Below are 24250 nucleotides of genomic sequence, written 5' to 3'. Positions count from 1 at the left end.
CCTTATAATAAATCTAATGAATGTTTTTGATTGAATCATCAAAATAATTGATAGGCGGTGCAAAGATGAATTTACATGCCCTCCGTATTTTTGCAAAGGTAGCCGAAACAAAAAGTGTCACTCAAACGGCAGACGTGCTGTCTTTGACGCAGCCGGCTGTGACGGCACAATTACGAAGCATTGAACGAGAGATCGGCTTTCGTCTTTTCAAACGAAACGGCCGGGGGATTACATTGACGGAGATGGGAAAGATCCTGTATCCATATGCCCGGCAAGTATTCGAGGCGGAAAAAGAAGTGGAATATCAGATTACCCTTCTGCAAAACGGAAAAAAAGGAAGACTCAGAATTGCTTCTACCTACGTACCACTTAACTTTTTGCTGCCTGATTGGCTTGCCTCTTTTAAAACATCATCGCCACAGACAGACATTGAATTAAAAAGCGGAAACTCCGCTCAAGTGATCGAAAGCTTGCTTCAATATCAATCAGATGTGGCGATTGCTGTAATTGAAGATCTGCACCACGAAGATCTTCACACCTCTCACTTAACTGATTTAAGTTATGACTTTATCGTGCCTGTGGATCACCCGTTAAATGGACAAACCGTCCCCCTAGAACGCCTAAGCCATGAACCCTTTTTAATGCGAGAAGAAGGCAGTTCAACGAGAGACAAGCTTTTTTCCCTTTTTACCGCTAAAGGAATTAAAAAACCGACCGTTGATTTACAATTCAGTGGTGTCCACGAAGCCATTCAAATGATCAAAGCTGGCTATGGCATCACCCTTGTTCCTCGTGACGCTGTTCAGCGAAGCTTAGAACGTGGAGAGATTGGGCGCGTGTATATCGAAGGAATAGACATTATCAGACCTGTTGTGGTCTGCAAACGGGCGAATGACCTTGAGGAAAATAGGACGGTGAATGCTTTTCTGCAAATGAAAGACATCGGACCCTTTATAGCACCTGACTCCAATTAAAAAAGTGCCTGCTTCAGCAACAGGCACTTTTTCTATTCGGATGGCTGAACAAGATCAAATGGGACCGCTTTTGATGCTTTTACTAGTTGTTCTGGGGTGATGAGTATTTCATTTCCCCATTCTCCCGCTCCAACGCCTAATATCTCTTCTTCTAATAGCGATGCTTCGATAATCGTGCGGAACCCTTCAGGCTGCCAACAAAATGGCGGAATCGAGCCAATCCGATAGCCCGTCACTTCAAGTACCGTGTCAGGTGAAGCCATTTTGATATTACGAGAGCCTGCGGCTTTCTTTAGTTTCCCTGATTTGATGTGCTGGTCAGCACCAACCATTACAAGCAGCTGCTCCCCTTCCCCTGTTTCAAAGATCAATGTTTTGATCATTTGTCTTTCTCTAAAACCAAGTGCTGCAGCTACATTCGCTGCGCCCTTCTCTGTGTCGGCAGAAAATGTTTTGATGTCATACGGGATGCCATGCTTGTCCAAAAAGTCATGTGCTGGTAATGTTCTCAATTGATTGAACCCCTTTCCTTACGTTGTTCTTTCATTTAGCTTATCACAATCCTCTCATCCTTAAGATGTATTTTTCAATGGAAAACCTCTGCACACTTCGCCAACATGCTATACTGAACTTGTTTTTGAAAAGGAGTCGGTTGGATATGGGAAATAAGTTTTGGTGTTATACAGGCAGTAAAAGCCTTCTCATGCTAAGTGATATTCTATTTTTGATGACAGTCACATTGGTTATTTATCAAGATACACAATCTGTCGCCTATGCGGCTGTATTTCCGCTCATAAGAACACTATGTCAGCTATTGGCTGGGCTCCTCTCTCCTGTTTTGACAGAACTCTTTCAAGCCAAGCGTCTATTGAAATGGGTCCCTCTTTTACGTATTGGGATGCTCGTCGTATTCACGACCCAATTTGATTTCTTTCAGCAGCACCTGATCTGGCTGTTTAGTGCGTTCGTTTTGATTTCCATCACAGGCGGGTTCATTAGTCCTTTATTGCAAGCCATCATGCCGATGATTGTGCCAGAAAATCAGCTTGTGAAAGCGAACAGTACAGCCTCCGTTTTTTATCAATCTGTTCAAATCGCCGGCTATTCGTTTACTGGAATGCTCGTCCTGTTGATTGGTCCATCTTATTTAATGTGGGCCTCTTGTTTCATGATTGTGTTGTCCTATCTATTGATCATCCCTGTTTTTTCTCTACTCAAGCAAGAAGACACGGTTCAAAAAGAAAATAAGATGAACGGGTTCAAAGATGGCTGGAAGATCATTTGGACAAACAAAACGGTTCGCATCCTGACTTTCATGGATGTTAGTGAAAATATTGCAGGTGCTTTGTGGGTCGGACCGGTTACGCTTGCCTTTGTCACACTTGTTTTAAAGGAAGGTGCGGAATGGTGGGGATATATCAATGCCGCATATTATATAGGTGCCATTATAGGCGGACTTATGGCTGCATGGCTAAGTCAGTTTATTCAAAAACAACTTCTCCTCTTTATGGCAGCGGGCTCTTTTATTTATGCAGTGCTGACGATCCTATTTTCGCTAAACAGCCTGCCATGGCTTGCATTGCTGCTTTGTATTTTAATGGGGCCTGCCTATCAAATTCGGGATGTTTCGCAGCAAACCATCCTCCAAACGGAAACACCAGTCCATGAGTTATCAAAGGTGTATTCGGCTCAATACGTTCTCTCTTCTATGTCTGTCAGTTTATCTATTTTCTTTGTTGGATTAATTGCGGATACATTCGGAGCGAGATTTGTGTATTTGTTAGGCGGACTGTTTGTTCTCATCTGTTCCGGGATTGCCATCACCACTTTCATGATGCAGAAAAAAAGAGCGGCTGTTTAAGGCAGCGGCTCTTTTACTTTTCTTTTAACATCACAAACATGTCACGCGCCATTGCTTCTAGGATATACACAACGGGTGTCTGTGTAGTGATGTTGGCTCTATGGACTCGTTCGTCTGTGACATAATAAGCAATATTCAAGTCAGAAATACGAGAAATCGTACAGTGCTGATTGTTAGTAATACTAATGATCGTGCTGCCTTCTCTTTTTAGTTTCGAAATATGATCAATCGTTATGCGGTTCTCTCCTGATACCGACAGCACAATGGTGACACTATTGTCTAAATACTGCATATTCATCGGGAAAAACGGATCGTTGATGTAGAATGAAAATTTCTCAAGACTCGAAAAGTACCTTGCCCCATACTGCGCCAAAATACCAGAACTGCCCGTCCCAATAAACAGCACATTCTTTGCACCCGCAATGAGCTTCGCTGCCTCTTTAATCTTCTCCTCAAAATCTCCTTTAAGTGTCCGTTCGATAAATTCATACAAGAAATGCTGCGTGCTTTTCAAAGAAGGTGTTTGTTCTGCTTCTAAATACATTTTGAGCTTCACCTTAAATTCTGAAAAGCCTTCACAATTCACTTTTCGACAAAAGCGAAGGACAGATGAGGTCGATATATGTGCGGCATCTGCCAAATCACGAATTCTCATATAGACGACTTTTTCACTGTTTTCCATAATGTATCGGTATAAAGCGCTTTCTAGTTCATTAAAGCTGGAAATGACCTCACTTGAAAACATCTGACTTCCCCTTTCTCCAACAACATGACACAAGACGTTTCTTTTATGTAACAAATCTCTAAATAGGGCACCCTTGCCTAAAGACGCTGAAACCGTTTACGCACAAGGTACTCTCACGATAAGCTATAAATGTACAAACAAATGATAAAAGATTGATTCACTCTATTATAACATTGTGCGTTACATTATTCGGAGGTGCAGAACATGACAAAAGGATTAAAGGTTGTCACAATCGGCGGAGGATCAAGCTATACACCAGAACTTGTCGAAGGATTCATTAAACGGTACGATGAATTTCCAATTAGCGAACTTTGGCTCGTCGATATCGAAGCAGGTAAAGAAAAGCTTGAGATCGTCGGAAATCTTGCAAAACGCATGGTAAAAAAAGCGGGACTTCCAATCGAGGTTCATTTAACTTTAGATCGCCGGAAAGCGCTGGTAGACGCTGATTTCGTCACAACACAATTCCGCGTCGGATTACTGGAAGCACGTATGAAGGATGAACGTATTCCTTTAAAATATGATGTCATTGGTCAAGAAACAAACGGTCCAGGCGGTCTATTCAAGGGTCTGCGCACCATCCCTGTCATTCTTGAGATTGTGAAAGATATTGAAGAATTATGCCCGGATGCTTGGCTTGTGAATTTCACAAATCCAGCTGGTATGGTCACAGAAGCCGTACTTCGCTATTCAAACCACCGCAAAGTCGTTGGCTTATGTAACGTACCAATCGGCATTCGCATGGGCATCGCCAAAGGACTTGATGTCGACGCAAGCAGAGTCGAAGTCAGCTTTGCTGGATTAAACCATATGGTCTTTGGACTGAACGTGTTCTTAGATGGCAAAAGCATCATGGATCAAGTGATCGAAGACATGGCAGATCCAAACTCTACGATGTCGATGAACAACATTCACGCCATTCCGTGGGATGCAGATTTCTTAAAAGGGCTTGGTGTGATTCCTTGTCCGTACCACCGCTACTACTACAAAACAAGTGATATGTTGGCTGAAGAGAAGAAAGCAGCAGAAAATGAGGGAACTCGTGCAGAAGTCGTTCGTGCACTAGAAAATGACCTGTTCGAGCTTTACAAAGATCCTGATCTTGATATTAAGCCGCCACAGCTTGAAAAACGAGGCGGTGCTTATTACAGTGATGCAGCATGTAACTTAATCGCATCCATTTATAACGACAAGCACGACATTCAGCCTGTAAACACAATCAACAATGGCGCCATCAGTGACATTCCAAATGATTCTGCCGTTGAACTGAACTGTGTCATCACAAAAGACGGCCCAAAACCAATCGCTGTTGGTGAAATGCCGGTTGCTGTCAAAGGACTTATTTCTCAAATTAAATCCTTTGAACGTGTAGCCGCTGAAGCAGCTGTAACAGGTGACTACAACACAGCCCTTGTTGCCATGACCATCAATCCGCTCGTCCCATCAGATGCCATTGCAAAAAGCATCCTAGATGAAATGCTAGAAGCACACAAAGACTACTTACCACAGTTTTTCAATAAAGTTGAAGCATAAAAAGAAGCCGCACTTGTCAAAAGTGCGGTTTTTCTTATTTCCCGGCAAACAACTGATCCATCTGAGCACGGTCATAGTCTAATAGCCAGTGCTTTAAACCTTCATAAACTGGACGCAGATGTTCTGGATCTGCCGCAATAAGATCACAGCCTCGATCATCATATAAGTGGAAAATCATCTGTTTTGAAAGATTGATGAGATAATTGTCATAACCTAGCTTTCCTTTCAAGATTTGATTCGGTTTGCAAAAATCCTCTTGGCATATGGCTTGTAGAAGCGGGCGCAATCGAATATCTTGCAGCTGACACTTGAGTGTAAATCTCTCTATTTTCATTGTTTCTTCTAGTTTTGATTGTACATAAGTCAAACGCTCGTGAAGCAATCGGTGACGCACTTGTCGGTCGGCATATTTTTGATAAACAAGGAGCTTTTGCCTCGTTAGTTCATGTTCATGCTGCGTGTAAACATCCGTGACAAGTAGAATATCGTCTTCTGGATCAAAAGTATATCTGACAATTTTTAAAGCCCGATCGCCTGCTTTTTCTAATACAACCGATTCTTCTCCTAATGACCAATCTGCCACTTCAAAGCGAAGACCAAAAGGCCACCTATAAAAAAGAGGCGGCGCGAGGACAAGATCAGGAAAATGACTTTTTAAAAAACAATTGGTTTGATCGCTCATCTCATGTCCTTCCATTGGTTTTATTTCTTATTTTACCGTTGAAACTGATGGAAATTCAATTGGAAATAAACTGTCATTTCTTATATGATAGAAAGATATGGAGGTGTGACCAATTGAAAAAATGGTTTTTACAGGTGTTCCTCACCGCATTGATCACGATGTGGATACAGACTGGACTTGATCAGGCGAACATCATTCATATCACCAATGTATGGGTCGATGTCAGCAGCTGGATTCTAATCTTCTTTGTCATCTACGCACTTTTTGAATGGACTGCTCACGTCTTAGCAAAACGGAAAATCGCTCATCGCTGAACATCTCTTTTTATAGAGGTGTTCTTTGTTGAAACTCTTCCTGCACAAGTTCATGAATGACGCCCATTCCTGCCTGACTTCCAGCTGCTGCTGCAAGCACAAGCTGAGCAGGTTCGCCTAAATTATCACCACATGCAAAAATACCGCTGACGGTTGTACGCCCAAGAATATCTGTTTCAATGCCCCCATTTTTCGTCATTTGACAGCCTAGTTTTTCAGCAAAAGGGGTTGACTGCTTGAAATCACTTGCGACAAATCCGCCTTCTCTTATCACTATCTCTCCATTTGCAAGCTGAAGAGAGCGTAGCTGACCATTGTCATGATGGATCGCTACAATTGGCACATCAATAACTTGAATAGAATGTGCTGATAACAGTGCTTTCTCCTCTTCAGCTAACACTTGCTGTCCATTTGTAAACACAATCAAATCCTTTGTCCAATTGGAAAGAAGTTTCGCCATATGCAAAGCACGCTGGTTCTCTGCAATCAGGGCAAGTGGCTTGTCCTTCAGCTCCCAGCCATCACAGAAAGGACAGCTAAACAAGGTCTTTCCGTACACTTCATGAATCCCCTTCATTTCTGGCAGTATATCCTGAAGTCCTGTTGCCAATATGATTTTCTTCGCTTCGAATCTTTCTCCCTCCTGTGTCAGTAACGCGAAGTTGTCCTCATGATTTTGTATCTCCACCATTCTGCTTCGTTTGATTTGGATATTGGGGTAGTTTTGAAGATCCGCTTCTCCCGCTTGTCTGATCTCAAACGGTGTCATTCCATCGTTTGTAATAAATCCATGTGATTCCTGAGTCACTCGATTTCTTGGCATCTCATCATCGAATACCATGACCTGTTTTCTGCCCCGCCCCACAACAAGAGCTGCATTTAATCCGGCTGGCCCGCCTCCAATAATGGCACAATCTAATAACATATAAATCTCTCCTTTTTATCCAAGACTTTAAAGACTTTTAATATCTATAATTCACTCAAAAAAAATCACATCTTGAAAAATGGATTTTTTTCTGTCTGCTCTATTTGACTTGCAATATCAACTAACCGCTTTTGACTTAACGTCTCCTGCATTTTCATTTCAACATCCTGCATGACTTGTTCAATTAAACAGCCATCGTGAGGCATGAAAGAATCATGTTCTAAAGAACAACGAAATAAATGGGTTTGTCCTTCTACCGCCTGAATGACGTCTAGAAACGAAATGTCCTCCTTCTTTTTCAGAATGGTGTAACCACCTTTTGCGCCAGGTGTTGATTCAATCAATCCCGCCTTCACAAGCTTTGTTAAAATTTTGGATAAATAAGTGGGTGAAAGATCTTGCATCTTGGCGAGAGGTTCAACGCCTATTGCTTTCCCCTTTGGTGCAAGGGTTAAAAATACCATCGTATGCAGGGCATAGTTGGTCGCTTTAGAATATTTCATCGAAACATTCCTTTCTATCTATTGTAGACCTTTTATATCTGTAATTGATCATAAAAGATTCGAGAAGAAAAAGCAAGTATTGTGGATCTGCTTCTTTTTTCATTCCACATTTCGCATTTCCTTCCGATAATAGAAGTAAGCACGAATAAAAGCTTGATGAAGACTAGAAGGAGTGAAAAAAATGTCAGATCAACAGCACAATGCAGCACACGAAGAAGAAGAGGAATTTAACGTATACGACATGCTTCCACCCGCAGGAACAATCATTGGCGAAGCAACAGAAGAAGAAATGGAGGCTGCGGCAGCATTAGAAGTGAGACATTACGCCTTTATGCGTCTGCAAGACTCGTACATTCAATTTGATGGATCTTCTTATAAAGAATTGCTTAAAGACTTTCAAGAACTAGAATTTGATTCTGCAAAGTTTTGGAGAGCCATCGCACGACGCCTGCAAGTCCCATACGAATGGCCAATCCGAATCGACCATGCAAACGGTCCTATTTATATTGGTGAAACAGAAGATAGCCGTGATGTTGAGGAGAGTGCGGAGTAAAGGAATTGGTGACCCCCTTTTTAGGAAGGGGGTCTATTTTTAAAATGATAGATACTTATTCCTCTAAATCAAATTCCAATGCGATTGATATATTAAAGGCAATGTGGGGCATTTCATCTATTTCTGATTGATTCAAATGCTTCGCAAAACGACGTGCATGCTCGACAACATCAGCATGCTGCTTAATCATTTCGTCATTCATTATAAAGATCGTATTGATTGTCCAACCAGCAGTCGTTAACATTTCTTCGTTCTGAAGGCTATCCATATACGTTTCTACCTCAGAAAAAATCCACTTGATATCATCAATTTGTTCCACTTGGAAATTCGCGATTTTTGAAAGTTGCTCAGGGTCTTTGGTTAAAAAGATATCTTTCACTTCTTCTTTTGATAATGGTTTATTCTGTTTTTCATATTCAGCCAGCCATTCTTCATCTGACATTTCATCTTCTTCACTATCCTCTGCGGTATAATGCCCCGCAATCAATTCATCAAACGAATCCGTTAATTTAAAATCCGTTTCATATTCTAGATCAAAGTAATGAACCGGCGGATGTTCCTTTGTTTCTCTATAATCCAATGCAATCCATGTATGACCATCCCCACAAATAGGCACAATTCCCTCAGGCAATTCCCATTCTTCTATTAAATAATCACTATCCATAATACCTTCGCCTTTGGCAATTCCTCTTAAATGATCAAATGACACATGACCTTCTGCCCATCCATTCGGCTGGTCCGTTGGAAAAGCATTATGCAGGGTATAACCGCCATTTTGTTCGAGGATAAGCTTCTTATATGTATCAGGCAAGATGACGCCTAGTTTCTTTTCTGCTTTTGCAATGCCTTTTTCATTGATTTTCTTAAATGTCTCTTCACTTTCTCTGTCTGTATCCCAAAATGGTTTCAAATAAAATACCTCCAATTGTTATTTCTATCTCATTTTACCATTCGAGAGAACTAGTTTAATAGTCCTATTCATAAAAAAAGAGAAGGGTTACCCCTCCTCTTTTTGATTATGATTGTTCCTGATTTCTCGCCTCAAATTCATCCAACATCTCACGCACTTCATCTGTTGACGATGTATTCATTAATTGATTTCTTAAGAAACTCGCTCCTCTGAACCCTTTCACATAAATCTTAAAGAAACGATGCAACGCCTTAAATGGACGCAAGCCTAATGAGGAATATTGATCATGAAGATCAAGATGCAATCTTAAAAGACCAAGCAATTCATCACTCGTATGCTCCTTCGGCTCTTTTTCAAAAGCAAATGGGTTATGAAAAATCCCACGTCCAATCATCACTCCGTCCACTCCATACTGCTCAGCGAGCTTTAAGCCCGTTTGACGATCAGGAATATCACCATTGATCGTCAAAAGCGTATCAGGTGCTATTTCATCACGTAGTTTTTTAATTTCAGGAATGAGCTCCCAATGCGCATCTACTTGGCTCATTTCCTTTCTTGTACGAAGATGAATCGATAAATTCACAATGTCTTGCTCCAAAATGTGTCTGAGCCAACTACGCCATTCATCGACCTCTGTAAACCCTAGTCTTGTTTTCACACTAACAGGTAATCCCCCTGCTTTTGCCGCTTGAATCAGCTCTGCCGCAACGTCTGGGCGAAGAATCAATCCACTACCCTTCCCGTTTTGCGTGACATTTGGGACAGGACAGCCCATATTAATATCAAGCCCCTGAAATCCTAACTCCGCCATTCCAATACTCATTTGTCTGAAGTTCTCAGGCTTATCTCCCCAAATATGAGCAACAATCGGCTGCTCATCCTCTGTAAATGTTAAACGGCCTTTCACACTTTGAATGCCATCAGGGTGGCAGTAGCTCTCACTGTTCGTAAACTCTGTGAAAAACACATCCGGTCTCGCCGCCTCACTCACAACATGACGAAACACAACATCTGTCACTTCTTCCATTGGTGCTAATATAAAGAATGGCCGTGGTAAATCACGCCAGAAATTTTTACTCATCTTTCATCCAATTCCTCTCATGACATAGCACCTAAAGGGCATGTCCTTCTATAAAATATCATTATATACTTTAGTAAGAAGCCAACGCAAACGTTCATTCTTGGTGTTAAAAACCTTATTATAACAGGCCTTGATCATAATCAACTATGACCAATAATTGCAAATCATTTTGCAGTTAAAAGTATTCTTTTGGGTAATATTATGTTTTTTTTATAAGCGACAATGCAAAAGAAGCGTAAAACAAACGTTAACAAAATACGATCAGCACTATATAAAATATCAAAAATTTCAGAAGGCGTAAACGTTGTTCAAAAAGGAAACTTTCGGGAATCGTGTTATACAACGTGCTGTCAATAAAGCACATGGCAAGCTTGTGAGAACGTACACCTTTTCAAACTGTTCCACTTGTTATTTGAACAACTAGTCTTTATCACCTAAGCAAATCGGTTCAACTTCATGAAATTAAGTATTTATTCCCCAATCATTCTCCGTATAATGGTAAAATCTCTATTGATTGCGACCAAGCATTAAAGGAGAATACCATGAAAACGTTAGATGTTAAAACTTTGCACCATGCAATTGATCAAACACTGACACAGTTAAAACAACAATCACTACATATCAAATCCCTTGAAAGCCAAATCAATCGAATCATTTCATTGGATGGCGCACTAAAGGGGGAAGCTGGAGAAGCGATTCGAGCGTTTTACTCAGAGTGCCATATCCCTTTCTTGCAATTCTTTCAAGTCACGATTGGAGAATACACCTCCGTACTCCAAAAGGTACAGAATGCACTTCATGCATTTGAATCAAATGAAAATGGCTTTATCTCACAAGCATTTCTCGAGCATGAGCTTGATCAAGGTTTAAAAAATGCCGAAACAGCTGTATCTGATATCATGTCAGATGTGAGCAGTGCCATCGGCAAAGTCAGCCATATTATTCATTTACCAATTGTGGACGAGTCTGCTTTTCAAGTCAGTTACCAAAAAGCCTGGATGAACATCTCAAAAACCATCGGTACGCTCCATGCCTTTGACAGAGAACAAGCCAGTGCTTTGAATGAAACCAAGAACTCCATACAAACAATGAAAGAATACATAGACACTCTAGGCACAATGTTCACTGGTGCAAAAATCGGGATCACCACCTATCAAAAAGGGTCCATTCTCAAAGATAAGGAAGACAAAAAGATCAGCAGTAACCTAAACGAATTGAATAAAAAAATAGACAATCCCGATGGAAATCCAATGGCGATCATGCTGAATAAGCTGAATGATAAAGAGCGATCGAATGTGGATACGGTTGTAAATAGGAAACCCTCTAATAAAATTAATCAAGACGCCGTGTTCGTAAATGGAAAAGTATATAATACAGATGAAAAGATTGACTTCGCAAATGCCAAAATAGTTGACGTTATTCGAGATGGAATGCTCTATCGGTTACGAATAACGGACCAAAACAAAGTGAATATTGAGAGCATCACAAAGATTTCCGACTTAAAACAAACCCCAAAAATCTTAAATACAGCGGTTGAATTTACAGGAATAAATGATGCAATTCGAATCATAACAGGGAGAGACCCTGTATCAGGTGACAAAGTCGCTGACATGGACCGTCTAGTATCAAGCTTGTACATGATACCCGTAGCTAAAATCGCTAAAGTTGGAAAATACGTATTTAAAATCATGAAAGGAGAGAAAGTAGCCAAGAAGATTGTCAAAACACCTTCCTTCGGCAAACACTCCGTACCAAAAGGTCCGTATCGTGAAGTAAATGGGTTCCCGGCAAAAGTAAAACCAGGCGCTCAAGAGAAACATATTCCTGATGCACCTAACTATAAGCAAGAAGTTGCGAATGGTAAAACCAAGAGTATATTCTATGGAGACAATAAAAAGGCACAAGAATTACTAGATAAATTTGCAGGAAAAGGTGATATGTTCACTAAAAATAGAGAAAGAATAAATTTTGGTCAAGTAATAGGAAAATACTATGATCACAAATCCAAAACGTATCTAGAAACTACTAACGGATTGATACATTACGGAAAAGATGGAGCTCACATAGTACCAGCGAGACCATAAAAATCATTATCAGAAGGGGATATACATGGGATACGATTCATTAATTAGAACATTAATAGATTTTGAAAAAAGTGATATGATACTAGAATGGGAAAATGGTTTTAGAATTATCGGTAAACTAGATACTGTTTATGAAACAGACAATGGATTAGAAGATGACGATGTAAATTACACGGAATACCATGCTGCTGGATTTAAAGCGAATAAAATATTAGCTAATCCTACCAATAATTGTGGTATTGTTTATGAATGGCTGAAAGAAGGTAATGCTTTTACTGAAATTTCCCTTTATAACGATCCACCAACAGCAGTATATTTACCGGATGGTCAAAAAATATGGGATTTGGACAATGATAAATAACAGACGGATAACAAAAGAAAGCCCCTCTAATAAAGAAGAGCTTTCTTTTGTTTTAACTGAACATATTTCGTAAACTTTGTTTTATTTGAAGATACCTTTTTAAATCCAACGGCTATTTATCGTAATTCCTTTCGCATGCCCCTCGGCCAACAAATCAAGGAAATATTCTTATTTGATCACCGCATCATCTCTTTTCGATCAATAAAAAGGTTTTCTGTCAAAATTTCTTGCATTTCCCGCGGTCTGCTGTTTTTTCTTTAATTTTGTTATAAATCGTAACTTGTACACTCTTAAACCCTTATTTATATAAAGACGCCACGCACTCCACATGACTCGTATGCGGAAACATATCCACCGGCTGCACTTCCTCCGTCACATACCCACCATCTTCAAGAATACGCAAATCACGAGCTAGCGTCCCTGGATTACAGGACACATACACAACACGGTTCGGTTTCATCTTTAAAATCGTATCAAGCAGTGCTTCATCACAGCCTTTTCTTGGCGGATCAACAACTAGCGTATCTGCTATGATGCCTTCTTTGTACCAGTTTGGGATGACGGTTTCTGCTTCGCCGACTGCGAATTCAACATTATTGATTCCGTTTAAGGCAGCGTTGCGTTTTGCATCTTCAATTGCTTCTGGGACAATTTCAACCCCATATACTCTGCCTGCTTTTTGTGCGAGAAATAAGGAAATCGTACCGATTCCGCAGTAGGCATCGATGACGGTTTCTTCTCCTTGCAGCTCGGCATATTCAAGGGCTTTGTCATAAAGCACCTTTGTTTGAGCTGGGTTCACTTGATAAAATGAGCGGGCTGAAATGGCAAATTTGATGTCGCCAATCGTATCATAAATGTATTCTTCGCCCCATAAAACGGTTGTTTCGTCTCCGAAAATGACATTTGTTTTCTTTGAATTCACGTTTTGTACAATTGACCGAACGTGTGGGAAGCGTGCTATAATCTGCTCAATCACCTGCTGCTTTTGCGGAAAATCAGCCGTTCTAGTAACAAACACAACCATCATTTCACCTGTTGCAATACCGTAGCGAACCATGACATGACGCAACCAGCCTTTATGACGTTCTTCGTTATATGCTTTGATACCGAACGCTTGGCATATTTCTTTGACAGCTTGAACGACTTCATCGTTTTCTGATTGCTGGATCAAACATTTTTCCATATCAATAATTTCATGGGTACGCTGCTGATAAAATCCAGCAACAAGTCCGCCTTCCCGTTCGCCAACTGGTACTTGTGCTTTGTTTCTGTAATTCCAAGGGTCTTCCATGCCGAGTACAGGATGAACTTTTACACGGCTCATATCAAGCTTGCCGATCCGCTCCAATACGTCCTTTACTTGTTTCTGTTTAAATTGCAGCTGACCTTCATAGCTCATGTGCTGGATTTGACAGCCACCGCACTGCTTGTAAATGGGACATGGCGCATCTTGCCTGTGCTGACTTTCCTTTGTCAGCTCCATGAGTCGTCCAAAAGCAAATCCTTTTTTGACACGTGTGACTTTGATTTTCCCTTGTTCGTCAGGAAGGGCATTCGGTACAAACACAGGGAAACCCTCAATTTTCGCTACACCTGCACCTTCGTGCGTTAAATCTTCGAAGGTTACATTGTAGTATTCATTCTTTTCAACAGGCGGTTTCATTTTCACCAATTTTATCACCTCATTTGCAAAGAAAAACTTGGTCGCCATAAGGAACCAAGTTTAGTCTTCACCCTATTTTTTCAGCTGTTGCTTTTGGCACAATAAATTCAATATGGCGATACAGATTTTCAAATTCACCTGGCAGCATGCCGCCGTATTCACCATCTAAATTCAATTGCATTTTATCTTTTACATCTACCTTCACGCGATTCGCTTTTGCGTAGATGACATTGTTATCATGAATATGCTCGCCTCTGAGTGCAAGGCTGACCACTCGAATGGCTTCTGCTAGATTGACCTTCTTTAGAATGATCAGGTCAAACATCCCATCATCTAGAATGGAATCTGGTGCCAGCTTTTCAAAGCCGCCTACTGAGTTTGTTAGTGAAACAAGAAACAGCATGATTTCTCCATGAAACAATTTGCCGTCATATTCAATTTCGACTTCTGTCGGGCGAATGGAAGGAAGCATCTCCATGCCTTTCAAATAATACGCAAGTTGTCCTAGCATGGTTTTCAGCTTACTAGGCACTTCATAGGTCAGCTCTGTTAATCGGCCGCCTCCCGCAATATTAATGAAATACTGTCCATTCACTTTACCAATATCAAGCGGCTTTGCTACACCATCAATGATGGCATCTGTCGCTTTTAAAATATCTTCTCTTGGAATGCCAAGTGCTCTTGCGAAGTCATTGGTCGTTCCAACTGGAATGATTCCTAATTTTGGTCTTTTTTCAAGCGGCGCTAATCCGTTGACGACTTCATTAATCGTGCCGTCTCCACCAGCTGCTACAATTAAATCAAAATCTCTCTGTGCGGCTTTTTCGGCTGCTTGTGTTGCATCTCCTGCACATGTCGTCGCATGACAAGATGTTTCATAGCCAGCCTGTTCAAATTTTTGCAAAACCTGCGGTAAATTCTTCTTAAAGAGTTCACGTCCAGATGTCGGATTGTATATAATTCGAGCACGTTTCATTCATCATCATCCTATTATCATTATGCAATCTATTTTCACCACTAACAACCTTTAATTATACTATGAGATTTGAAAATGGCAACAGAACACCCCCCTAATATTTGAAATCTCACGGTACGTTTCCCTCAGCAGATCAGCATTCTGATAAGATAAAAGAAAACGATGAAAAGGATGGTATGCCATGAAAAAGCCTGTCTATTTCAACCATGACGGCGGTGTTGATGATCTTGTGTCCTTATTTCTACTTCTTCAAATGGAACACCTGAAAGTGATCGGGATGTCTGTGATTCCTGCTGATTGTTATTTAGAGCCTGCGCTGAGCGCTTCTCAGAAAATTATTGATCGTTTTAGCCCATATGAGATTGAAGTAGCCGCTTCCAATTCTAGAGGTGTCAATCCATTTCCAAAGGAATGGCGTATGCATGCTTTTTATGTAGATGCTTTGCCGATTTTAAATGAAAAAGGCGCTGTTGATACAAAAGTATCTAAGCTTCCTGCACATCTTCACCTGATTGAAACGGTGAAAAAGTCAACCGAACCTGTTACGCTGCTCTTTACAGGACCGCTTACAGACCTTGCACGCGCGTTAGAAGAAGATCCTTCCATCTCAAATAAAATTGAGAAACTGGTGTGGATGGGCGGCACATTCCTTGAAAAAGGCAATGTCGAAGAACCAGAGCATGATGGAACAGCAGAATGGAATGCTTTTTGGGACCCTTATGCTGTGAGCACCGTATTTCAAGAGCGTTTTCCAATTGAAATGGTCGCACTGGAAAGTACAAATCAGGTTCCGCTCACACTCGATGTCCGTCAACGATGGGCTTCCCTTCGCTCTCACATCGGGATTGACTTTATTGGACAATGTTATGCCTTTTGTCCGCCTCTCATTCATCACGAAACGAACTCGACTTACTACTTATGGGATGTGCTGACAACGATCACTCTTGCATCCACCTCATTTACCCGTTCAAAAGAAATGAATGCAATTGTTTATACCGAAACACCAAGACAAGGACGTACCGAAGAACATCCAGATGGAAAATCGATTCAAGTCATTGACCACGTTGATCGGGATGCCTTTTTCGAGGCCTTTGAAGAGCTTATGAGAAAAGCGGTTTGTCAGATTTCATCATAAAAAAGCCCCGCTTATTAGCGGGGCTCAAATTGTTGACACAGGGCTAAAATGAACTTGATTTTAGCCCTGTGTCTTCTTTTCAGCGTGATAGAAAACCTTTGCAGTCTAGGAATTACGAGTACCGGCGCGGAGCGAATTTGACATTCGTGAGCACCGGCACGCAGGACTGACAAAGAATGCGAGGGTTTGTCTACACGCTGAAGCCCCGCTTATTAGCGGGGCTTCCTCTTACTCTTCTTCAGCGTACTTTTTCTTACGTCTAAACTTGCTTAAGATTTCATACACGATTGGCACGATGACCAATGTGAGAAGTGTAGAACTTGTTAAACCGCCAATAACGGTGACGCCAAGTCCTTTTGATACGATCTGACTTCCGCCTTCAAAACCTAATGCGAGTGGCAGCAATGCACCAATTGTCGCAAGTGCCGTCATTAAGATTGGGCGTAATCTTGTTGTACCTGCTTCAAGTAAAGCTTCTCTTGTTGAAAGACCTTCTTTTTCTTTATGAATCACTCGGTCAATCAAGACAATGGCATTTGTTACAACGATTCCGATTAGCATCAGCAATCCAATCATGGCATTTAAGCTGATGGTTTCTTTCGCTACAAACAATCCAACGAGTGCCCCAATAACCGTAAATGGAAGTGAGAACAGAATCGCAAATGGTGCGAGACCTCCGCCAAATGTAATGACGAGAACGAGGTATACAATCGCAATCGCTGCAAGCATTGCGAGTCCTAGCTGTGTAAAGGATTCCTCAATATCCGCACTTACACCGCCTGTATCAATCGTAACGCCAGATTTTAAATCAAGCTTGTCAACTTTCTTCTGGACATCTTGTGTCACACTTGATACGTCGTCTGTTGTCATGTCACCAGATACTTCAGCGTAAATCTTCCCATCACGCTTTGTTACAGTGTTTGCTGTTGTGCCATCTTTCACTTTCACCACATCGCCAATTCGGACTTGTTGTCCTGTTGGTGTTGTGATCTTTTTATTCTCTAGATCTTTTTTACTCTTGTATTCATCTTTTTCCGTTTGAAGCTTCACATCTAGTTCTTTGCCGTCCTCTGTTACTTTCGTCAACGTTGTTTCATTACTTTGAGGAGCGATCGCCTGTGCGATTTGTGAAGCGGTCAAGCCTAGTTTCGCCAGTTTTTCTTGATCTGCATTAAACGTATATTCGTCATACTTCTCAGATAAGCTTGTGCTGACGTTTTTCAAGTTCTTTTCATCTTTTAAAATGTTCTCGACATCTTTGACTGTGCCTTCAATATCACTTGCTTTGTCACCGTACACATAGTACGTCACTGTATTGCTTGCGCCAGCAGATGAGAAGTCTTGTGATTTCCATTCCCCTTTAGACGTTTTGTCTTGAAGGGCTTTAACCACACGATCTTTTTCTTTATCAAAGTTCGGTGTGTCCTCGTCGTATTGTACGAAGAATAATGCACCGTTAGAGTTTCCGCCAACACTTGCTGTCATTGCATTTGAAGAGCCTAATGAATATTGAACCGTATTGACATGATCACGTTTCATTAAGTAATCTTCTGCCTTTTTCGTTTCAGCAATGGCTTGTTCTCTCGTTTGTCCAGGCTCTGGCGTGTATGTCACCATTGCCGTTTTTTCTGCTTCCTGTGGTAAGAAGCTGACACCGACAAGTGGTGCGAGGAATAAGCTTCCGACCAGCATCAGAATCGCAATTCCTGACGTGATCCATTTATGGTTCAATGTCCAATTGAGTACACGTCTATAACCACCAGCAAGTTTGCTTGGTTTGTGTTCTTTTACCTTTTTCGCTTTGCCATACAGGTTCTTTCTAAATAGGCTGTGAGCCATCATTGGAACGATTGTAATGGCGACAAGTAGTGAAGCCATTAGAGCAAACACAATGGTTAATGCAAATGGGATGAATAGTTCACCAATCATTCCACCCACTAGCGCTAATGGCAAGAATACCGCAATTGTGACAATCGTCGAAGACATAATCGGAATAAACATTTCTTTTGTTGCTTCTCTAACGAGTGCTTTGCCTTTTAACGGTTCATCTTTTAACGCCATTCGTCGATAGATGTTTTCTATGACGACAATCGAGTCATCGACAACACGCCCAATGGCGACTGTCATGGCACCAAGTGTCATGATATTTAATGTGATATCGAGCTGATTTAATAATAAAACAGCAATCAACAGGGATAACGGAATGGAGATGACCGAAATTAATGTTGATTTGATATCTCGAAGGAACAACATGATGATAATGATCGCAAAGATTGCTCCGATGATCGCCTTGTTCAGCATTGTGCTGACAGATTCTTTAATCGGCTCTGCTTGATCATATGTCGTGCTGACTTTGATTCCTTTATTGTCTTTTTTGAATGTTTCAAGTTCTTTTGTGACTGCTTCTGCTACACTCACTGTGTTGGCATCAGAGCCTTTGACAATTTGCAAACCGATACTGTCTTTTCCGTTCGTTCTAGAAATTGATTCTGCATCTTTCACGACTTTAATATCTGCTATCTCAGAAAGTTTGATCGTCGGCAGTTCTACCGATTGACCGCTTGCTGCACCTGCACCTGTTTGTTGCTGAGCTGCTGCTGCTTGCTGCTGACTTGCACTTCCAGCCTGTTGATCAGCACCTTGAGCTCCTGCATTTCCTGAGCCGCTAGAAGGCGCTCCAGCTCCTGCGCTTCCCGCACCGCCGCTTGCACTTGGTGTGACAGGAATTCGCATGTTTTTCAAATCTTTAACACTTAAAATATTGCCATCCACTACGACTGATTTTTGCTTGTTGCCAAATGTGTATAACCCTAAAGGTACATTGACATCAGAGCCTTTGATCATGTTTTGGACAGTTTCTTCATCTAAACCATATTCCTTCAATTTCTTTTGTTTAAAAGAAAATTCTACTTCTTTGATTTGTTGTCCAGAAGCTTCGACAGACGAGACACCCTCTAAGCTTTGAAGAGAAGGAATAAGATCATTTTCCACTTTTTGTGTCAGGTCTTGTAATGATTCTTTATCACCGGAGACACTTAGAGCTAAGATTGGAATCGCATTGATGCTAAAACGTGTGATTTTTGGTTTTTCTGCATTTTCTGGAAAATTGATATTGCTAATGGCATCTTCAATTTCCTTCTTTGCTTCATCCATGTCTTTATTGTAATCGTACTCGATTTGAATCGATGAGGCATTTTCAAAAGAATTAGAAGTGACCACATTCACCCCATTGAGATTTTGTATCGACTTCTCAATTGGGTCTGTCACCTTATCTGATACTTCGTCCGGCGTTGCGCCAGGATACGTTGTAGAAACCGTAATGACTGGAGTGTTGATATTCGGGATTGATTCTTGTTTCATATTCAATCCGGCATATAGACCAGCAACTGTTACGATAATCGTCATGAGCCATACAGCGAACTTGTTCTTTAATACAAAATTGATGATCGAATTCATTATGTCCTCCATTTTCCTTTATGTATTGACTGACTGGTCATTCTATATCATAATAAACGGTGATATACAATGCCGTCAACCATTTCACTTGCGTTTGACGTAACATTCTAAAGCTGAAGGGGCCTTATTTCATGAACGAAAAAAAAGAAAAAATCATTAAAGCAAGCATTCAGTTGTTTGCGAAAAAAGGTTTTTCTTCTACGACCATTCAGGAAATTGCAGATGAATGCGGAATTTCTAAAGGTGCATTTTATTTGCATTTCAAATCAAAAGAACAGCTTTTCAACAGAGCGTTTGAATATTATATCGACACGTCTATGCAAAGTATTGAAAAGATTCGAAAAGAAAATCAGCATCTTGCGCCTAGAGATATCTTTCAGAAACAAATCGCTGAACAGTTCCAGCACTTTGCTGAGAACAAGGATTTTATCATTTTGATCCTCAGCGAGAACATTATTCCGGAAAACCAGCAAATTAAAAAGTATTCCAAAACGGTTAAAAAGCAGATGAATGATGAAATCCAAATTTCTATTTTGACCACGTATGGACAGGAGATCGAACCATACATAACTGACCTGTCAGTCATGATTCAAGGAATCATCCAATCTTATGTGCAGGTACTGCTTTTACAAGATCAGATGCAATTATCATGTGATGAGCTCTCATCCTTTATTCTCGACCGATTTGATGATTTGGTGCATGGGCTTCTCCGTTCTCATGCGAAGCCGATTCTAAAGCAAAACATTTGGGATGATGAAACGCCAAATGCCGCTACTCTTCAAGAAGAGCTTCGATTGTTAAAATCTGAGCATCTGCTTTCGGATGATACCCTTGTATCCATTGAAGTTATTGAAGAAGAATTGGCCAAAGATGAGCCTCGCAAGCCGGTCATTCAAGGGATGCTGACAAATTTAGAAACGTGTGAGGACTCCGCTGTCCAAAGAGCTGTGGAACAATTGAAGCTATTCCTCCAATAACAATACGTGGCGATGTTCACTTTAGTTCACCTTTATCCCCTTCGAATATGTGCTAAAGCTTATGCTTCATTATAAAAAAAGAACCAATGAATTGATATACGGCGGTGGTCTGAATCTGTGATAAGACCCTGTCATATCCATCAACAAAAAAACCGCCTCAATGAAGAGGCGGTTTTTGCGATTTATCGTTTTTTAATTTCTTCAAGAAGAATCTTGTTGACCATCGGTGGGTTTGCTTGTCCCTTCGATGCTTTCATAATTTGTCCGACTAAGAAACCAATTGCGCGGTCTTTTCCATTTTTGAAGTCTTCAATGGATTGCGGGTTGTTATCAAGAGCTTCTGTGACAAGTTTGAGCAGTGCACCTTCGTCAGAAATTTGGACAAGTCCTTTTTCTTTGACGATTGTTTCTGCGTCGCCCCCATTTTCGATAAGCTCTTTGAATACCTTTTTGGCAATCTTAGAAGAAATCGTTCCTTTTTCGATAAGCTTGATCATGCCAGCCAGTCCTTGCGGCGTTAGCTTCGTATCTTCCAGCTCTTTTTGGGCCGAGTTTAAGTACGCAGATACTTCACCCATGAGCCAGTTTGATGCTTGCTTCGCTTCTGCACCTTCTGAAATGGTCGCTTCAAAGAAATCAGACATTTCTTTTGTCAGCGTCAGTACCATTGCGTCATATGCAGGAAGTCCAAGTTCATCAATGTAGCGTTTGCGGCGCTCGTCTGGAAGCTCTGGAATGGATGCTCTTACGCGTTCTTTCCACTCGTCATCAATATACAACTCCACCAAATCGGGTTCTGGGAAGTAGCGGTAATCATCAGAGCCTTCTTTGACACGCATGAGGATCGTCTTTTTAGACGCTTCGTCATAGCGGCGAGTTTCTTGTTCGATCAAGCCGCCAGAAAGCAATACTTGCTCTTGACGTTTTTCTTCGAACTCAAGACCTTTTTGGACGAAAGCAAATGAGTTTAAGTTCTTCAGCTCTGTTTTCGTTCCAAACTCTTCACGGCCGATCGGACGAAGAGAAATGTTGGCATCACAACGAAGTGAGCCTTCTTCCATCTTACAGTCAGAGACGCCTGTATATTGAATAATGGATTTTAATTTTTCTAAGTAAGCATACGCTTCTTCTGGCGTACGAATGTCAGGCTCAGATACGATTTCAACAAGTGGTGTTCCTTGACGGTTGAAATCGACGAGTGAATAACCGTCGCCTGTGTGCGTCAGTTTTCCTGCATCCTCTTCCAAATGAAGACGTGTAATACCAATTCGTTTTGTTTTGCCGTCTACTTCAATTTCAATCCAGCCGTTTTCACCGATCGGTTTATCAAATTGAGAAATTTGATACGCCTTTGGGTTATCAGGATAGAAATAGTTTTTACGGTCAAATTTTGTATCAGTTGCAATCTCACAGTTCAGTGCCATTGCTGCTTTCATCGCAAAGTTCACCGCTTCTTTGTTCAGCACAGGCAGTACGCCAGGATAACCAAGATCGATGACACTTGTTTGCGTATTGGCAGCCGCACCAAAAGGCGTCGGTGAGCTTGAGAAAATTTTTGATTGTGTTTTGAGCTCTACGTGGACTTCAAGTCCAATTACCGTTTCAAAGTTCATTCTGATTCACCCCTTACAGTTCAGGTTTTGCTTTATGATGATCTGTTGCTTGTTCGAAAGCGTGAGCCACGCGGTAAACGGTTCCTTCATCAAAGTGTTTACCGATGATTTGCAGTCCTAACGGAAGACCATTTGCAAATCCACAAGGCACACTGATTCCTGGAACGCCTGCAAGGTTAACAGGGATCGTTAAAATATCGTTTGCATACATTGTGAGTGGATCGCTTGTCTTTTCACCAATGTTAAATGCCGGAGTTGGTGTTGTTGGTCCTACAATGACATCATACTTTTCGAAAACATCTTCAAAGTCTTTTTTGATCAGTGTACGGACTTTTTGTGCCTTTTTATAGTATGCATCGTAATATCCTGAGCTTAGAGCGAATGTGCCAAGCATGATGCGGCGTTTCACTTCGTCTCCAAAGCCTTCAGAACGGGTATTTTTATATAAATCAATCAGGTTGTCTGCATTGTCTGTACGGTAGCCATAGCGAATACCGTCAAAACGAGCAAGGTTTGCAGATGCTTCTGAAGATGAAAGCAAGTAGTAAGTCGCAAGCGCATATTTAGAATGCGGAAGAGATACTTCTTCCCATGTGGCACCAAGTCCTTCTAATACTTTCAACGCTTTAAGAACAGACTCTTTTGCTTCTTCGCCAACACCTTCACCAAGATATTCTTTTGGCAAAGCGATTTTCAAGCCTTTGATGTCGCCAGTTAATGAAGAAAGAAAATCTGGGACATCGACATTTGCACTCGTTGCGTCCATTTGATCAACACCAGAAATCGCTTGAAGAACATATGCATTGTCCTCAACATTACGCGTAATCGGCCCAATTTGATCTAATGAAGAAGCAAATGCGATTAAACCGTATCTAGATACACGGCCATATGTTGGTTTAAGACCAACAACACCACAGAATGATGCCGGCTGGCGAATGGAGCCGCCTGTATCTGATCCAAGAGAGAATGGTACTTCTCCAGCTGCAACAGATGCTGCTGAGCCACCACTTGACCCACCTGGAACGGTGTTTAAATTCCACGGGTTTTTCGTTGCTTTGAAGCCTGAGTTCTCCGTAGAAGATCCCATCGCAAATTCGTCCATGTTTAATTTACCGATTGTGACAGCTTCCGCTTCTCTTAAGCGGTTCACAACGGTTGCATCGTAAATAGGATCAAAGTTTTGCAAGATTTTACTTGATGCCGTTGTACGTAAATCTTTCGTCACGATGTTATCTTTGACACCGATCGGCATACCGAACAATAGACCAAGCTCGTCCTTTTCACCAACGGCCTCGTCCAATTCCTTTGCGTACGCACGTGCTTTCTCTTCGTCCAGCGCTAGGAATGCTTGTACTTTCCCGTCTACTTCATGGATTCGTTTATAAGACTCGTCCACTAAATCAGAAACAGACAGTTCCTTTTTATGTAAAAGCTCTTTTAATTCAGAAATTTTGTGGTCAAACAGTGACATGCCTCAGGCCTCCTTTAGTCCAAAATTGATGGCACACGAATATAGCCGTCTTTATGATCAGGCGCGTTTTTGATGACTGCCTCAATGGAAAGACCTTTATTCGGAACATCTTCTCTCATGACGTTTTTCATTTTTAATACGTGTGTTGTTGGTTCAACGTTTTCCGTATCTACCTCGTTTAACTGCTCTGCAAATGAAATGATGCTATCAAGCTGTTCTGTAAACATCTCAGCTTCTTCTTCTGTAATCGCAAGCCGTGCCAAATGCGCAACATGCTTTACTTCTTCTATTGAAATTCTTGACATGCAGGTTCACCTCCAAAAATGATACGTGTTCGTGGTCATGATCATAAGTCATATACACTTTATCATATCAAATTTTACTGTTCTAAAGCAACTTTACGAGGACGCCTAGAAAGGCTTTGTCCACT

The 24250-nt window shown here is 41.2% G+C and carries 22 protein-coding genes; 9 read left to right on the top strand and 13 right to left on the bottom strand.

What is annotated here, in order from left to right:
- Positions 1–65: 65 nt before the first annotated feature.
- Positions 66–974, top strand: coding sequence for a LysR family transcriptional regulator (locus MHB38_RS03540; RefSeq protein ID WP_019743938.1), 909 nt, complete (start codon positions 66–68; stop codon positions 972–974).
- Positions 975–1006: 32 nt separating this feature from the next.
- On the opposite strand, the gene MHB38_RS03535 is transcribed toward MHB38_RS03540, so the two are convergent.
- The gene (locus MHB38_RS03535) at positions 1007–1486 is read right to left on the bottom strand and encodes an aminoacyl-tRNA deacylase (protein WP_135226984.1); all 480 of its coding nucleotides are present in this window, start codon (positions 1484–1486) and stop codon (positions 1007–1009) included.
- Between the two features lie 146 nt (positions 1487–1632).
- Here MHB38_RS03535 and MHB38_RS03530 point away from each other — a divergent pair, with 146 nt between their 5' ends.
- Entirely contained in the window at positions 1633–2835 is a 1203-nt protein-coding gene (locus MHB38_RS03530) for an MFS transporter (RefSeq protein WP_341002440.1), read from the top strand.
- A gap of 13 nt (positions 2836–2848) precedes the next feature.
- On the opposite strand, the gene MHB38_RS03525 is transcribed toward MHB38_RS03530, so the two are convergent.
- Positions 2849–3580, bottom strand: coding sequence for a MurR/RpiR family transcriptional regulator (locus tag MHB38_RS03525; protein ID WP_138825325.1), 732 nt, complete (start codon positions 3578–3580; stop codon positions 2849–2851).
- Between the two features lie 204 nt (positions 3581–3784).
- Between MHB38_RS03525 and MHB38_RS03520 the strand changes: the two genes are divergently transcribed.
- The gene (locus tag MHB38_RS03520) at positions 3785–5113 is read left to right on the top strand and encodes a 6-phospho-beta-glucosidase (protein ID WP_341002435.1); all 1329 of its coding nucleotides are present in this window, start codon (positions 3785–3787) and stop codon (positions 5111–5113) included.
- Positions 5114–5147: 34 nt separating this feature from the next.
- Here the strand turns inward: MHB38_RS03520 and MHB38_RS03515 are convergent, their stop codons facing one another.
- Positions 5148–5795, bottom strand: a complete 648-nt coding sequence (locus tag MHB38_RS03515; protein WP_234922844.1) for a DUF3885 domain-containing protein — start codon at positions 5793–5795, stop codon at positions 5148–5150.
- 113 nt (positions 5796–5908) lie between these two features.
- On the opposite strand from MHB38_RS03515, the gene MHB38_RS03510 reads away from it, so the two are divergent.
- Positions 5909–6109 (top strand): hypothetical protein, encoded by a 201-nt coding sequence (locus MHB38_RS03510; protein ID WP_025206887.1) that lies wholly within the window; start codon positions 5909–5911, stop codon positions 6107–6109.
- Between the two features lie 10 nt (positions 6110–6119).
- On the opposite strand, the gene MHB38_RS03505 is transcribed toward MHB38_RS03510, so the two are convergent.
- Both MHB38_RS03505 and MHB38_RS03500 read right to left on the bottom strand, forming a co-directional pair.
- Positions 6120–7034 carry an NAD(P)/FAD-dependent oxidoreductase gene (locus MHB38_RS03505; RefSeq protein ID WP_341002433.1) on the bottom strand — a complete coding sequence of 305 codons (915 nt, stop codon included), beginning with the start codon at positions 7032–7034 and terminating at the stop codon, positions 6120–6122.
- 65 nt (positions 7035–7099) lie between these two features.
- Positions 7100–7537 carry an Rrf2 family transcriptional regulator gene (locus MHB38_RS03500; RefSeq protein ID WP_017366776.1) on the bottom strand — a complete coding sequence of 146 codons (438 nt, stop codon included), beginning with the start codon at positions 7535–7537 and terminating at the stop codon, positions 7100–7102.
- Positions 7538–7718: 181 nt separating this feature from the next.
- On the opposite strand from MHB38_RS03500, the gene MHB38_RS03495 reads away from it, so the two are divergent.
- A complete protein-coding gene (locus MHB38_RS03495; protein WP_007496834.1) occupies positions 7719–8090 on the top strand; it encodes a hypothetical protein in 372 nt (123 codons plus the stop codon).
- A 55-nt stretch (positions 8091–8145) separates the two neighbouring features.
- On the opposite strand, the gene MHB38_RS03490 is transcribed toward MHB38_RS03495, so the two are convergent.
- Complete coding sequence (locus tag MHB38_RS03490) at positions 8146–9000, bottom strand: SMI1/KNR4 family protein (protein WP_202734666.1); 855 nt, start codon at positions 8998–9000, stop codon at positions 8146–8148.
- Positions 9001–9106: 106 nt separating this feature from the next.
- A complete protein-coding gene (locus MHB38_RS03485; RefSeq protein ID WP_035703581.1) occupies positions 9107–10081 on the bottom strand; it encodes a tRNA dihydrouridine synthase in 975 nt (324 codons plus the stop codon).
- 542 nt (positions 10082–10623) lie between these two features.
- On the opposite strand from MHB38_RS03485, the gene MHB38_RS03480 reads away from it, so the two are divergent.
- Complete coding sequence (locus MHB38_RS03480; protein ID WP_035703579.1) at positions 10624–12165, top strand: T7SS effector LXG polymorphic toxin; 1542 nt, start codon at positions 10624–10626, stop codon at positions 12163–12165.
- 25 nt (positions 12166–12190) lie between these two features.
- Complete coding sequence (locus tag MHB38_RS03475; RefSeq protein ID WP_035703576.1) at positions 12191–12526, top strand: hypothetical protein; 336 nt, start codon at positions 12191–12193, stop codon at positions 12524–12526.
- A gap of 298 nt (positions 12527–12824) precedes the next feature.
- Here the strand turns inward: MHB38_RS03475 and rlmD are convergent, their stop codons facing one another.
- Both rlmD and MHB38_RS03465 read right to left on the bottom strand, forming a co-directional pair.
- Positions 12825–14198 (bottom strand): 23S rRNA (uracil(1939)-C(5))-methyltransferase RlmD, encoded by a 1374-nt coding sequence (gene rlmD, locus MHB38_RS03470; protein WP_048002048.1) that lies wholly within the window; start codon positions 14196–14198, stop codon positions 12825–12827.
- A gap of 61 nt (positions 14199–14259) precedes the next feature.
- Entirely contained in the window at positions 14260–15168 is a 909-nt protein-coding gene (locus tag MHB38_RS03465; RefSeq protein ID WP_007496845.1) for a diacylglycerol kinase, read from the bottom strand.
- A 181-nt stretch (positions 15169–15349) separates the two neighbouring features.
- Between MHB38_RS03465 and MHB38_RS03460 the strand changes: the two genes are divergently transcribed.
- Positions 15350–16303, top strand: a complete 954-nt coding sequence (locus MHB38_RS03460) for a nucleoside hydrolase (RefSeq protein WP_046342880.1) — start codon at positions 15350–15352, stop codon at positions 16301–16303.
- Between the two features lie 228 nt (positions 16304–16531).
- Here MHB38_RS03460 and MHB38_RS03455 read toward each other — a convergent pair whose 3' ends face one another.
- A complete protein-coding gene (locus MHB38_RS03455; RefSeq protein WP_341002425.1) occupies positions 16532–19759 on the bottom strand; it encodes an efflux RND transporter permease subunit in 3228 nt (1075 codons plus the stop codon).
- 131 nt (positions 19760–19890) lie between these two features.
- On the opposite strand from MHB38_RS03455, the gene MHB38_RS03450 reads away from it, so the two are divergent.
- On the top strand, positions 19891–20736 hold the full coding sequence (locus MHB38_RS03450) for a TetR/AcrR family transcriptional regulator (protein ID WP_241511788.1): 846 nt from the start codon (positions 19891–19893) through the stop codon (positions 20734–20736).
- Between the two features lie 182 nt (positions 20737–20918).
- Here the strand turns inward: MHB38_RS03450 and gatB are convergent, their stop codons facing one another.
- Genes gatB through gatC form a run of 3 tightly spaced genes read right to left on the bottom strand, consistent with a single transcriptional unit; the run spans position 20919 to position 24125 of the window.
- Entirely contained in the window at positions 20919–22349 is a 1431-nt protein-coding gene (gene gatB / locus MHB38_RS03445; RefSeq protein WP_007496855.1) for an Asp-tRNA(Asn)/Glu-tRNA(Gln) amidotransferase subunit GatB, read from the bottom strand.
- Positions 22350–22362: 13 nt separating this feature from the next.
- The gene (gatA, locus tag MHB38_RS03440) at positions 22363–23820 is read right to left on the bottom strand and encodes an Asp-tRNA(Asn)/Glu-tRNA(Gln) amidotransferase subunit GatA (protein ID WP_341002420.1); all 1458 of its coding nucleotides are present in this window, start codon (positions 23818–23820) and stop codon (positions 22363–22365) included.
- A gap of 14 nt (positions 23821–23834) precedes the next feature.
- Entirely contained in the window at positions 23835–24125 is a 291-nt protein-coding gene (gatC, locus tag MHB38_RS03435) for an Asp-tRNA(Asn)/Glu-tRNA(Gln) amidotransferase subunit GatC (RefSeq protein ID WP_003213898.1), read from the bottom strand.
- Between the last annotated feature and the right edge of the window lie 125 nt (positions 24126–24250).

This window comes from Bacillus sp. FSL K6-3176 (assembly GCF_038003325.1).
GTDB classification, from domain to species: Bacteria; Bacillota; Bacilli; order Bacillales; family Bacillaceae; genus Bacillus; species Bacillus altitudinis.
This window is presented reverse-complemented; position numbering and strand designations above follow the sequence as displayed.